Origin of the sequence: Blautia sp. LMAG:89 (genome assembly GCF_008679485.1) — a bacterium.
Taxonomy (GTDB): domain Bacteria; phylum Bacillota; class Clostridia; order Lachnospirales; family Lachnospiraceae; genus Blautia_A; species Blautia_A fusiformis.
In genome coordinates, this window is record NZ_NANC01000006.1 from 1 (window position 1) to 15,222 (window position 15,222).

Genomic DNA, 15,222 nt, shown 5'->3' on the forward strand with positions numbered 1-15,222 from the left:
ATTACCAAACTCAACAATAACATCTTCCTCAGTCATATCAATAACAACACCATAAAAACCACTGGTAGTAACAACACTGTCACCAACCTCCATGCTGTTCAACATAGTCTGAGTTCTCTTCTGCTCCTTCTTCTGCGGACGGATCATCATAAAATACATAATTCCAAACAGAACTACGATCCAGACAATACCAAGACCCGCGCTAAGTCCGCCAGCTGCCGCTGTAGATGATGCGATCATTTCAAATTCCTCCTGCTAAAAACAAATAATCTGCGGTACCCCCGCCGTTACTGACCTCTAAAAGTGTCACTTCGTACTATCATACACAAAAACCAAAAAACCTTCAAGAGTTTTCTTATAAAATCAAAGTAATTTACACAAATTTTATAAATAAAACTTACCGGTTCCCGTTGATCCTGCCTTCCTCAAAGCCTTCCAGACGCATCTTCTTATAAGCCGCAAAATTCCCTGCATCCAGCGCATCCCGGATCTCTTCCATCATATGATTATAGAAATACAGATTATGCAGAACACAAAGCCTCATGCCAAGCATCTCCTTCGCCTTCAGAAGATGACGGATATACGCTCTGCTGTAATGACGGCAGGTCGGGCACTGGCACTCCTCATCGATCGGTTTGGAATCCAGCTCATACTTTGCATTAAAAAGATTCATCTTGCCATGGTTGGTATACACGTGACCATGACGGCCGTTACGGCTGGGATATACACAGTCAAAAAAGTCAATACCACGCTCAACCCCCTCCAGGATATTGGCCGGGGTACCAACCCCCATAAGATACGTCGGCTTGTTCTGCGGCAAATGCGGAACCACCTCATCCAGGATCCGGTACATCTCCTCATGACTTTCACCAACTGCAAGGCCGCCAACTGCATAGCCGTCCAGATTCATCTCCGCGATAGCCTGGGCATGCTCAATACGGATATCTTCATAAACAGCGCCCTGGTTAATACCAAAAAGAAGCTGGTTCTTATTAATGGTATCCGGCAGACTGTTCAGACGAGCCATCTCATCCTTGCATCTTTTAAGCCAGCGTGTTGTACGCGCTACCGATCTCTGTACATAATCCCTGTCTGCCACACTGCTTGGGCATTCATCAAAGGCCATTGCAATGGTAGAGGCCAGATTTGACTGGATCTGCATGCTCTGCTCCGGTCCCATAAAAATCTTATGACCATCGATATGAGAGTTAAAGTACACGCCCTCTTCCTTGATCTTACGAAGCTTCGCCAGAGAAAACACCTGGAATCCGCCGGAATCGGTAAGGATCGGTCTATCCCAGTTCATAAATTCATGAAGACCTCCCAGCTGCTTTACCACCTTGTCACCAGGGCGCACATGAAGATGATAGGTATTGGACAGCTCTACCTGTGTACCGATCTCATGAAGATCCACAGTGGAAACTGCGCCTTTAATTGCTGCAATTGTTCCTACATTCATAAAAACAGGAGTCTGGATCGTTCCGTGGACCGTCTTAAACTCGCCCCTTTTCGCTCTTCCTTCTGTTGTGATCAGTTTATATTCTGCCATTTCATTTCCCTTCTAAAAACATTTTAAAGTTGTCCCTGTCCGGCATCTGTGTTACAGGTACAGCCATAACCAGCTGCCGATGCAAATATCTTTCAAAACTTTTAGTCAATATCATAACACATTTTTTTCTTTACGGCTACTGATTGTTAAACTTTTACATTGCCATTTTTTAAACGATATCGTATAATATAGAATATTCGCTTAAAAATCCTTTATAATAAGAAGAAACAACTCCCATCTGACAGAAATGTCAGAGTCGGGAAACCCCTGTATAGATACAACGAGGAGGAAATCAATTTTTTATGAAGAAACACACACTTGGAATTGACATTGGTTCCACCACTGTTAAGATTGCGATCTTAGACGAAAACGATACGCTTGTCTTCTCCGACTATGAGAGACATTTTGCAAATATCCAGGAAACCCTTGCAGATCTTCTTCAGAAAGCTGAGGATCAGCTTGGTGAACTGACACTCTGTCCGGTCATTACAGGTTCCGGCGGACTGACACTTGCCAATCATCTGGAAGTACCTTTTGTACAGGAGGTTATCGCCGTATCCACTTCCCTGCAGAAGCTGGCACCAAAGACGGATGTTGCTATCGAGCTTGGAGGCGAGGATGCCAAGATCATCTATTTCGAAAACGGAAATGTAGAGCAGCGTATGAATGGCATCTGTGCCGGCGGTACCGGTTCCTTCATTGACCAGATGGCATCTCTGCTCCAGACCGATGCACCAGGTCTTAATGAATACGCCAAACATTACAAGGCACTTTATCCCATTGCGGCACGTTGCGGTGTTTTCGCAAAAACAGATATCCAGCCACTGATCAACGACGGAGCAACTAAGGAAGACCTTTCTGCCTCCATTTTCCAGGCAGTTGTCAACCAGACCATTTCTGGTCTTGCCTGCGGTAAACCGATCCGCGGACACGTTGCTTTCCTTGGCGGGCCTCTTCACTTCCTTTCTGAGCTGAAGACCGCTTTTATCCGAACCCTGAAGCTGGATGATGAACATATTATCGCACCGGACAACTCTCATCTGTTCGCAGCCATCGGCTCCGCCCTGAATGCAAAGCAGGATGTTACCGTTTCCCTGACTGAACTGAAGGAACGCATGCGGACCACCATTAAGCTGGATTTTGAAGTAGAACGTATGGAGCCGCTTTTTGCCACAGAGGACGACTACCAGGCTTTCCATGACCGTCAGAGTGCCTACAAGGTAAAAACCGGAGATCTTTCCACCTATAAGGGAAAATGCTTCCTGGGGATCGACGCCGGCTCTACCACAACAAAAACCGCGCTGGTAAGCGAAGACGGAACTCTTCTTTATTCCTTCTACAGCAGTAACAACGGAAACCCGCTGAAAACCACCATCAACTCCATCAAGGAGATTTACAGCCTTCTCCCGGAAGATGCAGAAATTGCTTTTTCCTGCTCCACCGGTTACGGCGAAGCCCTGATCAAAGCGGCACTTCTTCTTGACGAAGGTGAAGTCGAAACCGTTTCCCATTATTACGCAGCTGCTTTCTTTGATCCTGAAGTAGACTGCATCCTGGATATCGGCGGTCAGGATATGAAATGTATCAAGATCCGTAACCAGACTGTTGACAGTGTACAGCTCAACGAAGCATGTTCCTCAGGCTGCGGTTCCTTTATCGAAACCTTTGCAAAATCTCTGAACTACACAGTACAGGACTTTGCAAAAGCAGCTCTTTTTGCAAAACATCCCATTGATCTTGGAACACGCTGTACTGTATTTATGAATTCCAAAGTTAAGCAGGCCCAGAAGGAAGGCGCTGAGGTTTCCGATATCTCCGCTGGTCTTGCCTACTCCGTTATCAAAAACGCCCTCTATAAGGTTATCAAGGTTTCCGATGCTTCCGAGCTTGGCAAGCATATCGTTGTACAGGGTGGTACCTTCTATAATGACGCAGTTCTCCGCAGCTTTGAGAAGATTGCCAACTGCCAGGCCATCCGTCCAGATATCGCCGGGATCATGGGTGCCTTCGGTGCTGCTCTGATCGCAAGGGAGCGCTATCAGGAGGGTGAAAAAACCTCCATGCTTTCCATCGATCAGATCAACAGCCTCCAGTACACCACCTCCATGGCAAACTGCCGCGGATGTACCAACAACTGTCGTCTGACCATCAACAAATTCTCCGGCGGCCGTAAATACATCAGTGGAAACCGCTGTGAGCGCGGACTTGGAAAGGAAAAGAACAAGGATCATATCCCGAACCTTTTCGATTACAAATATAAAAGGATTTTTTCCTATGAACCTCTTTCCGCAGATAAGGCTACCCGTGGACAGGTTGGTATCCCACGTGTTCTGAATATGTTTGAGAATTACCCGTTCTGGTATACCTTCTTCACAGAGCTGAAATACCAGGTGGTGCTTTCTCCTACTTCCACACGTAAGATCTACGAGCTGGGTATTGAGTCCATCCCAAGTGAATCCGAATGCTACCCGGCCAAGCTTGCTCACGGACATGTCACATGGCTGATCCGTAATGGTGTGAAATTTATCTTCTACCCCTGCATCCCTTACGAACGCAACGAGTTCCCGGATGCGGTCAACCATTATAACTGCCCGATCGTTACTTCCTATGCGGAAAATATCAAAAACAATGTGGACGAGCTCAGTGATCCATCCATCACCTTCCGCAACCCGTTCCTGGCATTTACTTCCGAGGATATCCTGACAAACCGCCTTGTGGAAGAATTCCAGGATATTCCTGCTGCCGAGGTCAAAGCTGCTGCCCATAAGGCCTGGGAAGAACTTGCAGCCGTACATACGGATATCCAGAAAAAGGGTGAGGAAACCCTGCAGTACCTGAAAGAAACCGGCCGCCGCGGAATCGTTCTTGCAGGCCGTCCATACCATATTGACCCGGAAATCCACCACGGTATCCCGGATATGATCAACAGCTACGGAATCGCCGTATTTACCGAAGACTCCGTTGCACACCTTGGACATCTGGAGCGTCCCATCCGTGTCAACGACCAGTGGATGTATCACTCCCGTCTCTACTCTGCCGCAAATTTTGTAAAAACAAGAGAGGATCTGGATCTGATCCAGCTGAATTCCTTCGGATGCGGACTTGATGCCGTTACCACCGATGAGGTTTATGAGATCCTGGATGGAAGTGACAAGATCTACACCTGCCTGAAGATCGATGAGGTCAACAACCTGGGTGCGGCAAGGATCCGTATCCGTTCCCTGATCGCTGCTATCCGTGCAAAACAGGCACAGAATAAAAAAAGGAACATCAAGCCGGCTTCCATTGAGAAGATATCCTTTACCAAGCAGATGCGTAAGGAGTACACCATTCTCTGCCCGCAGATGTCTCCATTCCACTTCGGAATCTTTGAGGCTGCTTTTAAAGCATCCGGCTATAACCTGGAAGTCCTCCCCAACGACAACAAGCATGCTGTTGATGTGGGCCTTAAATATGTAAACAACGATGCCTGCTATCCGTCCCTGATGGTTGTGGGACAGATCATGGATGCTCTTCTTTCCGGCAAATATGACCTGAACAAAACTGCAGTCATCATGTCTCAGACAGGCGGCGGCTGCCGTGCCTCCAACTATATCGCATTCATCCGCCGCGCCCTGAAAAAAGCCGGTATGGAGCAGATTCCGGTTATCTCCCTCAACTTAAGCGGACTGGAGAGCAACCCTGGCTTTAAACTGACACTGCCGCTGATCAAGCGTATCGTTTACGGTGCCGTATTTGGTGATATCCTGATGAAATGCGTATATCGCATGCGTCCTTACGAACTGGAAAAGGGTATCGTAAACCGCAAGCACAAGATCTGGGAGCAGCGCGTCATTGCCTTCGTAACAGGCAGCAGCGTCAGCCATGGTACCTTCAAAAAAATGTGCCGTGAGATGGTCCATGATTTTGATACGATCCCGATTTCCGATGAGAAAAAGCCTCGCGTTGGTATCGTAGGTGAGATCCTTGTCAAGTTCCTCCCTGCTGCCAACAACCACCTGGCAGATCTTCTGGAGGCAGAAGGGGCTGAACCGGTTGTTCCGGATCTTATCGACTTTATCTGCTACTGCTTCTACAACCAGAATTTCAAGGTTGAAAAGCTTGGATTCAAGAAATCCAAGGCAACCATCGCAAATCTTGGTCTCAGAGCCATCGACTGGCTGAGAAAAACAGCAAATGAGGCCCTGGAGCAGAGCCGCCACTTTACACCGGCCGCAGATATCCGTGATCTTGCAAAAATGGCTGCGCCCATCGTTTCTGCCGGAAATCAGACCGGTGAAGGATGGTTCCTGACCGGAGAGATGATGGAACTCATCCACGGCGGTATCCCGAACATCGTCTGCATCCAGCCTTTTGGATGCCTGCCGAACCACATCGTAGGAAAAGGTGTCATCAAGGAAGTTCGCCGTGAGCATCCGGAAGCCAACATTGTTGCCATCGACTACGATCCAGGTGCCAGCGAAGTAAATCAGCTGAACAGGATCAAGCTTATGCTTTCCACAGCACAGAAGAATCTTCATAAAGACGATAAAAAAGACGCATAACAAGAAATGCAGGTTACAAACATCTTTTTCCAAAAAAACAAATTCAAAGCTGCACAGCCGCAGGATTTCTGCCGGCTGTGCAGCTCTTTTTATTTCAGATATGATTCCTGTCAGACAGATTTTTTCTCTGATCCATCACTCTTCACAGGAGGCTTTGCACGGAGCATCAAAGCTCGGGTTAAAGGCATAGAAATTTTTGGCATCCAGCTGCTCCTGCACGGATCTCAGTGCTTCACCGAAACGCTGGAAATGGACTACCTCTCTTGCCCGAAGGAAACGGATGGGATCTGCAACCTCCGGGATATTTTTCACCACCCGGAGGATATTATCGTAGGTGGAGCGTGCCTTCTGTTCTGCCGCCAGATCTTCAAACAGATCCGTGATCGGATCACCCTTACTCTGGAATTCACAGGCATTAAACGGCACTCCGCCTGCAGCCTGCGGCCAGATTCCCACCGTGTGGTCAATATAATACGGTCCAAGTCCGCTGTTCTCGATTTCTTCCATAGAAAGATCCTTTGTCAGCTGATGGACAATGGTGGATACAATTTCCAAATGTGCCAGTTCTTCTGTTCCCACATCATTGAGCACTGCCGCGACCATCCGGTTCGGTGCGGTAAAACGCTGGGAAAGATACCGCATGGAAGCTCCTATTTCTCCGTCCGGCCCGCCATACTGGCTGGATATAAACTGTGCCAGCTTTGCGTTGGGCGTCTTGATATTTACAGGATACTGAAGTCTTTTTTCATAATTCCACATACCTTATCTGCACCCTCCTTCCTGTTCCCATGGAAACGGCTGTTCCATCCACTGCCATGACTTAAGATCGCTGTCATTTCCGGTATCAATGGTCAGCGGTCCATAAAATTTTGCATATTTTTCCAGGAGCTCATTTCTTCTGGCTGAAAGCTCACTGTAATATTCAAGAGCCCTTTTTTCTTTTGGATGCGTATCCAGAAAAAGGAGAAGATCGTCAATGGCAAAGCTTACCTGGTCAATAAACTGCAGCAGTTCTTTTTTGGAAGTACAATTTCCGGACATCATCGACTTCCTCCTCTCCTGCCGCAGAACGGCTTGCAAAGCTCAGGGAAAATAGTTCCGACCTGAAGAGCTTTTTTCAGCTCAAAGGTAGGCGCAAATTCCTGGTATGGCACATACGCCATTGCAGGAACCTGTTTTGCCATATCAGAAAATGATCGATCCGTCCGGCCTGCCATCCCGCTATTCATCCCACAGGTATACTGATATGGCCGGCAGCCCGAACGATTCATTTGAAATCGGTCCATAATCGAAATCCTTTCATTCATGATCACGCTATATTTTATGACGGTTTTTTAAACTTGTGAAAACAGGAATGTTCACTTTCCTTCACATATATCTATCTTTCTGCCATTTTTTTCTATATATACAGGAAAATATTACTGTTTAAAAATCAGATATACAATGCTATAATATCCTTGCCTATCTTTACACGGATGGGCGCTTTTACTTATGATTTGTAGCCCTGACCGGCTATTGAAGGAGGAAATTATGCAGGTAATTATTGTAGGCTGCGGAAAAGTCGGTAGAAATCTTGCAGAGCAGCTTCAGGCAGAGGATATTGATATCACTCTTGTCGACGTTATTGCCGACAAGATCAATGATCTCTGCGAAAATATCGACGCTATGGGAATCGTCGGTAATGGTGCCAGCATCAATACTTTAATGGAGGCAGGTGTTGATACTGCAGATATCCTGATCGCAGTTACCGCTTCTGACGAGCTGAACCTTCTCTGCTGTCTGATCGCGCAGAAGGCCAACCACTGCCAGACTATCGCCCGCGTCCGTAATCCCATTTATGAAAAAGAAATCGGATTCATCAAAGAACGTCTTGGTGTTACCATGATCATTAACCCGGAGTTTGCTGCTGCCCAGGAAATTTCACGGCTTCTCCGTTTTCCATCTGCGATCAAGATTGACACCTTTGCACGTGGTCGTGTAGAACTTCTCAAGTTTAAAGTTCTCCCGGAATTCAAGCTGGACGGAATGAGCGTTTCCCAGATCTCAGATGCTTTCCGAAGTGATATTCTGGTCTGCGCGATCGAGAGCCGTGACAATGTATCCATTCCTGGTGGTGATCACATTATACACGACGGAGATATGGTTTCCATTCTGGCCTCTCCGCTTAATGCAGCGGCATTTTTCCGTAAGATTGGTCTCAAGACCAATCAGGTCAAAAACTGTATCATCGTAGGTGGCGGAACCATTTCCTATTATCTTGCCCATGCACTTCTGGATATGAAGATCAGTGTCAAGATCATCGAGCAGAACAAAAACCGCTGTGAGCACTTAAGCGAACTGCTTCCAGATGCGACTATCATCAATGGTGACGGAACAAACCGTTCTCTTCTTCTCGAAGAAGGACTTTCCGAGTCCGAAGCCTTTGTCACTCTGACAAATCTGGATGAGGAGAATGTATTTCTTGCTCTCTTTGCCAAAAGCATCTCCGATGCCAAGCTGGTTGCCAAGGTCAACCGTCTGGAATTTGATGATGTCATCGACTCCCTGGATATCGGAAGTGTCATCTACCCGAAAAATATCACTGCTGATTATATCCTGCAGTATGTCCGTGCCACTCAGAACAGCATCGGCAGCAACGTAGAAACCCTTTATCATATTCTGGATGGCAATGCAGAAGCACTGGAATTTGCGATCCGTGAGGAATCTGCCGTAACTTATATCCCTCTTGCAGAGCTGAATCTCCGCAAGAATCTTCTGGTGGGATGCCTGAACCGCAACGGCCGCATCCGCATTCCCCGTGGTCAGGATACCATTCAGGTAGGCGACACGGTCATCATTGTAACCACTCACAAAGGCCTCCGTGACATCACAGACATACTTGCAAAATAGAGGTACTGAAAAATGAATTATTCAATTATTGTTTATATCCTGGGATGGATCATGAACGTGGAAGCAGTCTGCATGTTGGTTCCCAGTATCACAGCCCTTATCTACCGTGAAAAAGCCGGAATCGCCTTTGTGATCACAATTCTGGCATGCCTGGCGATCGGTGTTCCACTGGTCAGCCGCAAACCGTCCAAGAAAGCGTTTTACGCCCGTGAAGGCCTTGTGACTACTGCTTTAAGCTGGATCGTCCTCAGTATTGTCGGTGCTGTGCCGTTTGTGCTCAGCGGGGCTATCTCGAATCCCATTGATGCTTTTTTTGAGATTGTTTCCGGTTTCACTACAACCGGTTCCAGTATTCTCTCCGATCCATCACAGATGCCTTACAGCATCAATATCTGGAGATGTTTTTCCCACTGGATCGGTGGTATGGGTGTTCTGGTATTTATCCTGACACTGCTTCCGCTTGCAGGTGGCTATCATATGAACCTTATGAAGGCAGAAAGCCCCGGTCCTTCCGTAGGAAAGCTTCTTCCAAAAGTCCAGTCAACTGCCAAGATCCTGTACAAGATCTACATTGCACTCACTGTTGCACTGATCATCCTCCTGCTTCTTGGGGGGATGCCTCTTTACGACAGTCTCTGTGCAGCATTTGGAACTGCCGGAACCGGTGGGTTCGGAATCAAATCCGACAGTATGGGAAGTTACAGCTTATATATTCAGATCGTCATCACTATCTTTATGATTCTGTTTGGCGTTAACTTCAATGTCTATTTTCTTCTTCTCACCAGGAAGTTTTCTCAGGCATTGAAATCTGAAGAGGTCCGCTGCTACTTCTTTGTGATCATCGCTTCTGCCCTGATGATCACACTCAATGTCCGACATCTGTTTGACAATATGTGGGAAGCACTTCAACAGGCATTTTTCCAGGTTGGTTCTATTATCACCACCACCGGTTATGCCACTACGGATTTTAACCAGTGGCCTGCGGTATCCAGAACGATTCTGGTACTGCTTACCTTCTGTGGTGCCTGTGCCGGCAGTACAGGCGGCGGAATCAAGATTTCCCGTCTTCTGCTTCTTGCAAAATCTGTTCGCAAGGAACTGCATCTTTATCTGCATCCCAATGCAGTAAAAAAGATCAAAATGGACGGAAAAGCGGTGTCTCACGAAGTTATGCGTGCCACCAATATTTATATGATCGTTTATCTGATGATCGTGGCTACATCTATCTTTATCATCAGTTTTGATGAATTTGATCTTGTAACAAATTTCACAGCCGTAGTCACCACTTTAAACAATGTAGGTCCCGGTCTTTCCCTGATCGGTCCTACCGGAAACTTCGGGATCTTTTCTCCGCTGTCCAAGCTGGTCCTTTCTTTCGATATGCTGGCCGGCCGACTGGAGCTATTTCCGATCCTGATCCTTTTCCTTCGTGAAACCTGGAAGAAATTCTGATAAATATTCGTCATATTTTGCTATGTTTGTGGCATAAATTGTTCTTTTCACATTTATTTCAAATGTTAGACACACTTTCTTCACATTTTTACTGTATATTATAAACCATAGAAGGTGATGAACTTTCTATAATATTTTTCTTTTTCATACGCGCCGGTACGAAAGTACCGGCCTCCTTCCATTTATGGAGTATTTTTTTCCACTCCCTCATAATCGAAATCCGGAATAAAGCTTTCTGAAGCAGTTTCTCCTTCCTGGATAAATCCATTCTGAATCCCCATATCCACAGCAGCATCCAGAACTTTTTCATACTCTCTTTTTGTAACTTTTCGGTTTAATTCCTTAAATTCCACAAATTTTCTCACCGGCGTATACTGATTCATAATACTGATATAAATATCTTCCCCATAGGTTTCATGAAGATACCTCAGAGCCTTTATGGAATTTCCTGTATGTCCCGGCAGGATCAGATGACGGACAATGGTTCCTTTCCGGATGTATCCATCCTCTCCAAACTCACATTTCCCGGTCTGACGCACCATCTCTCCAATTGCAGCCTTTGCAGCCTGCACATAATCCGGCGCATAAGAAAATTTCTGTGCAAGCTCCGGATCCAGATATTTCAGATCCGGAAGATAAATGTCCACATATCCTTCCAGAAGCTTCAAAGTTTCTGTTTTTTCATACCCGCTGGAATTATACACTACCGGAATATCCAGACCCTTCCTCCGGGCCATATCCAGTGCCTCTATGATCTGTGGTACATAGTGTGCCCCTGTTACCAGATTGATGTTTGCAGCTCCTTTTTCCTTCAGTTCCAGAAAAATCTCTCCAAGCCGTTCCACACTTACAGCCCGTCCCCTGCTCCCCATAGCAATATCATGATTCTGGCAGAAACAGCAGCGCAGCCCGCACCCGGAAAAGAACACTGTCCCGGAGCCTTTTGTTCCGGAGATACAGGGTTCCTCCCACATATGAAGTGCAGCCCTTGCCAGATAAATTCTCTCATCCATGCCACAGAAGCCTTTTTTCCCTGCACTCCGGTCTGCCAGGCATTCTCTTGGACAAAGAGCACAAGCTGACATAATTTCTTCCGTACAGTGCGCGCTCCCTGCCATACTGCTGATTTTATTTTCATTCTCCACTTTCACTTTTCTCCTGATCTTTCTTCCATTATCGTTATTTTCTGTTATCTAGTACTAGTTTAGCACATCACGTCTGCTGCCAACAAGGCTTTCTCTGTTTACACTATATTCTTAATATAGTACAATGGATTTCATGGAATCTTAAGAATTTACCCCTTTCGTCTTAATTTCCGGCTGCTATTCTAATAACATCAGGGAGGTACAAAAAAGTGGCTAACATACTTGTTTGCGATGACGACAAAGACATCGTGGAAGCTATCGAAATCTATCTTACGCAGGAAGGCTATCACATTCTGAAAGCCTATGACGGACAGGAAGCACTGGATATCCTGAACAGCGAAACTGTAGATCTGCTGATCATCGATGTGATGATGCCCCGTCTCGACGGGATCCGGGCAACAGTCAAGATCCGGGAAAGCAATCCTCTGCCCATCATCATCCTGTCCGCAAAATCTGAAGACACGGACAAAATCCTGGGCCTTAACATCGGTGCAGATGACTATATCACCAAACCTTTCAATCCTCTGGAGCTGATCGCCAGGGTAAAATCCCAGCTGCGCCGGTACACACAGCTTGGCTCCGCTGCACCGGCAGCATCGGAACACATCTACACAACCGGAGGTCTTACGGTAAACGATGACAAAAAAGAGGTGCTGGTAGATGGAGAAGCGGTACGGATGACGCCCATCGAATATAATATCCTGCTTCTTCTCATGAAAAATCCCGGACGTGTTTTTTCCACCACACAGATCTACGAGAGCATCTGGAATGAAGATGCTCTGGCCGCGGATAACACGGTAGCCGTCCACGTCCGTCACATTCGCGAAAAGATTGAGATCAACCCCAGGGATCCCCGCTATCTGAAAGTTGTCTGGGGCCTGGGTTATAAAATCGAAAAACTGAGCCGGTGAGCCAGCCGGCCATGAAGTATCTGTACTTCAGAAAGGGGTATTATGAATAAAAATAAACATACGGAAAAAAACCGTTCATTTATGCGCATTCCTGCTCTTGTCCTTGCCCTTATCCTGCCTCTGATCATGGTCTTTTCAGCGGCACTGGTGATCCAGGCAGGTATCCGGATGGACTCTGCAGAAGATCTTAAAACAAAGGATTATTTCCAGACCTCTGCTTTTGCTGACAGCTTTTACTCAAAAGCTTCCACAATCCTGTCCGGAATCTCAGCCAGAGAAATCCTGGATAAAACAAACGAAGATGCATACATTGATCTCGGAGAGCTTTATAACGGAGATTCTCTCTCCTTCAAAAACACCTCCGGACTAGCCTATTCCTTCAATGATCTTAAGGAATGGAGCTCACAGACGATCCATTCCAATGATAGCTGGATCGTCCTGAGCCTTACCACCCCGGAGGGTGAAACAAAATATATGTACTATTCCGATTTCAAAAAAGCTCTGGAAGACGGAACCCTGCAACTAAATGCCAACTCCGGTGCCCTGAAATACGAGGGAATTTCCCAGAAAGACTGGACTGAGAGGATTCTTTCCGCTCTGAGCGCCGAATATGCAGACGGTGGCATCCAGTCACAGGAACCTTTGAAAAACATTACAGACAAAAACGGAAACGTGGTTTACACAGATGTGGCAGATATGCTCACTCCGATTCTTGAAATCCCCTGTGCACCGGAAGGTTACGACAGTCTCCTGGATTACATGAATTCCACCTCATCCAAAACCAGGAATTTCAAGGGGAACCTGAACGATGCCTTTGAGCAGCTGGATAATGCCCGGGATCTTTTTTCCAGCTGGACAGAAGCTGCTCAGACACTGGATGAGTACAGCAGTGATAATTCCAATATCCATTATGCCTATACGGATAACACCTCACAGAAAATCTTCACAAATACAGATGCAGCCTATACTTCCGACCTGACTGATATTTCCGGTTTTTCAGACAAAAAGCCTTACGTGTTCCTAAGTGTCAACGAAGCTGCCACAGATGAGAAAAATGCCCGGAATGGTCTTATGAATCTGAATCTTTCTGCTGCTGCAAACCCTTCTGTAGGAAACTGGATCGATCTCCTTCGAAATTCCACATACGATGAAAACTGCAGTTTTCTTGCCTGGATCGATGATACCAGCCTTCCTGTACAGGATTCCATTAAAACTGACAGACAGCATTTCCTGACTTACCGTACTTTATTTATCCCAGCTGCTGTGATCACCATGATCAGTTTTCTGCTCTTTATCATAGATTTTATCTGGCTTACTGTCCACACCGGAAGAAGAAATTCCGATAGCGGTAATACAGACACGGCTCAGCCAGAACTGAACTTTTTTGACAGGATCTATACGGAAGCAGCAGCCGGACTCGTGTGTATCCCGGCACTTGGTGTATTGACCGCAGGACTGAGCATGCAAGCTTCCACCTATAACCTTGTCTCCTCCCTGATCATCCTGGGTATCACGATTTTCCTGATCACGTGCCTGTTCTGGATCGGCTATTTAAGCCTGATCCGCAGGATCAAAGCTCGCACCCTGTGGAAAAACAGCCTGCTTCGCAAATGCCTGAAGCTTCCCCGTCTGTGTCTTTGTAAAGCCGGTAAGCTGATCGATTTTTTCTCCAGGAATACTATCAGCAGAATACGTATGGTAGTGGGACTTGGCGTATTTCTATTCCTTGAATTTTTCTTCAGTGCCCTGCTCGCGGCATCTGATGGATGGTTCCTGATGTTTTTGCTTCTATTTCTTCTGGATCTGGGTGCGCTTTTCTGCGTCTACAAAATTGCTCTTGGACGGGAACTCCTCCTTGATGGCCTGAAACGAATCACCGATGGAGAGCTCACTTACAAGATCCCGGAAAAGGAACTCCGTGGTGATCAGAAAGCAATGGCACAGTATATCAACCGCATTGGTGACGGGCTGGACGCTGCCGTGGAAAAAAGCCTCAAAGATGAGCGTATGAAAACCGAATTGATCACTAATGTCTCCCATGATCTGAAAACGCCACTGACTTCCATCATCAATTACATTGATCTGCTGAAAAGGCTGAACCTCAAAGATACGGAAGCACTGAAATATCTTGAGATCCTGGACTCAAAGGCACATCGTCTGAAAAGTCTGACCGAAGATGTAGTGGAAGCTTCCAAAGCCAGTACCGGAAATCTTTCTCTGGAAATGACGGAACTGAACTTTGTGGAAATGCTTTACCAGGTGATGGGTGAATTCGAAGAACGGATGGAAAACAGACATCTGACCCTGATGACACATCTGCCTGATTCTCCTGCCATGATCTATGCCGACGGCAGACGGATGTGGCGTATCCTTGAAAATCTTTTCGGCAATATTCTGAAATATGCCATGGAGAACACAAGGGTCTATGCAGAAGTTATTCTGGAAAAAGATCAAGTCATCTTTACCCTGAAAAATATTTCCGCACAACCTCTGAACATTCCGGCTGAAGAACTGACCGAACGTTTCATCCGCGGCGATGTTGCCAGAAATACAGAAGGCAGCGGACTTGGATTATCCATCGCACAGAGCCTTACCCAGCTTCAAGGTGGCACCTTTAAACTTTATCTGGACGGTGACCTTTTCAAAGTCTGCTTAAGTTTTCCACAGAAGATCTCTCCCACAGTCTTATCCGCACCGGAAGATCCTCATTCCGAAACATCTTCTTAACCATT

11 protein-coding genes are annotated in these 15,222 nt (G+C 46.5%); 5 read left to right on the forward strand and 6 right to left on the reverse strand.

Annotated elements, in window-relative coordinates; all coding sequences use genetic code 11:
* Positions 1-240, reverse strand: a 240-nt coding sequence (gene yajC, locus CCC70_RS09660; protein ID WP_287084751.1) for a preprotein translocase subunit YajC, incomplete at its 3' end; no start/stop codon positions are given.
* A 157-nt stretch (positions 241-397) separates the two neighbouring features.
* Complete coding sequence (gene tgt, locus CCC70_RS09665; protein ID WP_278603645.1) at positions 398-1,549, reverse strand: tRNA guanosine(34) transglycosylase Tgt; 1,152 nt, start codon at positions 1,547-1,549, stop codon at positions 398-400.
* A 302-nt stretch (positions 1,550-1,851) separates the two neighbouring features.
* Between tgt and CCC70_RS09670 the strand changes: the two genes are divergently transcribed.
* Positions 1,852-6,093, forward strand: coding sequence for a 2-hydroxyacyl-CoA dehydratase (locus tag CCC70_RS09670; protein ID WP_278603646.1), 4,242 nt, complete (start codon positions 1,852-1,854; stop codon positions 6,091-6,093).
* A gap of 135 nt (positions 6,094-6,228) precedes the next feature.
* Here the strand turns inward: CCC70_RS09670 and CCC70_RS09675 are convergent, their stop codons facing one another.
* From CCC70_RS09675 to CCC70_RS09685, 3 genes are read right to left on the reverse strand one after another with little or no spacing between them, the layout of a single operon-like run.
* A complete protein-coding gene (locus CCC70_RS09675) occupies positions 6,229-6,852 on the reverse strand; it encodes a manganese catalase family protein (protein WP_015527157.1) in 624 nt (207 codons plus the stop codon).
* 3 nt (positions 6,853-6,855) lie between these two features.
* Positions 6,856-7,134: a spore coat protein CotJB gene (locus CCC70_RS09680; protein WP_118752986.1), complete on the reverse strand. Its 279-nt coding sequence runs from the start codon at positions 7,132-7,134 to the stop codon at positions 6,856-6,858.
* Positions 7,134-7,310 (reverse strand): spore coat associated protein CotJA, encoded by a 177-nt coding sequence (locus CCC70_RS09685; protein ID WP_243269284.1) that lies wholly within the window; start codon positions 7,308-7,310, stop codon positions 7,134-7,136. The genes CCC70_RS09680 and CCC70_RS09685 overlap by 1 nt, the downstream gene beginning before the upstream one ends.
* A gap of 313 nt (positions 7,311-7,623) precedes the next feature.
* Here CCC70_RS09685 and trkA point away from each other — a divergent pair, with 313 nt between their 5' ends.
* Together trkA and CCC70_RS09695 are read left to right on the forward strand one after the other, a co-directional pair.
* Positions 7,624-8,982, forward strand: a complete 1,359-nt coding sequence (trkA, locus tag CCC70_RS09690) for a Trk system potassium transporter TrkA (protein ID WP_278603647.1) — start codon at positions 7,624-7,626, stop codon at positions 8,980-8,982.
* Between the two features lie 12 nt (positions 8,983-8,994).
* Positions 8,995-10,434 (forward strand): TrkH family potassium uptake protein, encoded by a 1,440-nt coding sequence (locus CCC70_RS09695; RefSeq protein WP_278603648.1) that lies wholly within the window; start codon positions 8,995-8,997, stop codon positions 10,432-10,434.
* A gap of 182 nt (positions 10,435-10,616) precedes the next feature.
* Here the strand turns inward: CCC70_RS09695 and CCC70_RS09700 are convergent, their stop codons facing one another.
* Complete coding sequence (locus CCC70_RS09700; RefSeq protein WP_278603668.1) at positions 10,617-11,552, reverse strand: radical SAM protein; 936 nt, start codon at positions 11,550-11,552, stop codon at positions 10,617-10,619.
* A gap of 236 nt (positions 11,553-11,788) precedes the next feature.
* Between CCC70_RS09700 and CCC70_RS09705 the strand changes: the two genes are divergently transcribed.
* Positions 11,789-12,490: a response regulator transcription factor gene (locus CCC70_RS09705; protein ID WP_118369013.1), complete on the forward strand. Its 702-nt coding sequence runs from the start codon at positions 11,789-11,791 to the stop codon at positions 12,488-12,490.
* A gap of 42 nt (positions 12,491-12,532) precedes the next feature.
* Positions 12,533-15,217 carry a sensor histidine kinase gene (locus CCC70_RS09710; protein ID WP_278603649.1) on the forward strand — a complete coding sequence of 895 codons (2,685 nt, stop codon included), beginning with the start codon at positions 12,533-12,535 and terminating at the stop codon, positions 15,215-15,217.
* Positions 15,218-15,222 lie beyond the last annotated feature (5 nt).

Excerpts from the sequence above, each read along its gene's own strand:
- CCC70_RS09680 (WP_118752986.1), bottom strand. The coding sequence starts at position 7,134 with ATGTCCGGAAATTGTACTTCCAAAAAAGAACTGCTGCAGTTTATTGAC.
- CCC70_RS09670 (WP_278603646.1), top strand. The coding sequence starts at position 1,852 with ATGAAGAAACACACACTTGGAATTGACATTGGTTCCACCACTGTTAAG.
- CCC70_RS09685 (WP_243269284.1), bottom strand. The coding sequence starts at position 7,310 with ATGGCAGGCCGGACGGATCGATCATTTTCTGATATGGCAAAACAGGTT.
- CCC70_RS09710 (WP_278603649.1), top strand. The coding sequence starts at position 12,533 with ATGAATAAAAATAAACATACGGAAAAAAACCGTTCATTTATGCGCATT.
- trkA (WP_278603647.1), top strand. The coding sequence starts at position 7,624 with ATGCAGGTAATTATTGTAGGCTGCGGAAAAGTCGGTAGAAATCTTGCA.
- CCC70_RS09695 (WP_278603648.1), top strand. The coding sequence starts at position 8,995 with ATGAATTATTCAATTATTGTTTATATCCTGGGATGGATCATGAACGTG.
- CCC70_RS09675 (WP_015527157.1), bottom strand. The coding sequence starts at position 6,852 with ATGTGGAATTATGAAAAAAGACTTCAGTATCCTGTAAATATCAAGACG.
- tgt (WP_278603645.1), bottom strand. The coding sequence starts at position 1,549 with ATGGCAGAATATAAACTGATCACAACAGAAGGAAGAGCGAAAAGGGGC.
- CCC70_RS09700 (WP_278603668.1), bottom strand. The coding sequence starts at position 11,552 with ATGGCAGGGAGCGCGCACTGTACGGAAGAAATTATGTCAGCTTGTGCT.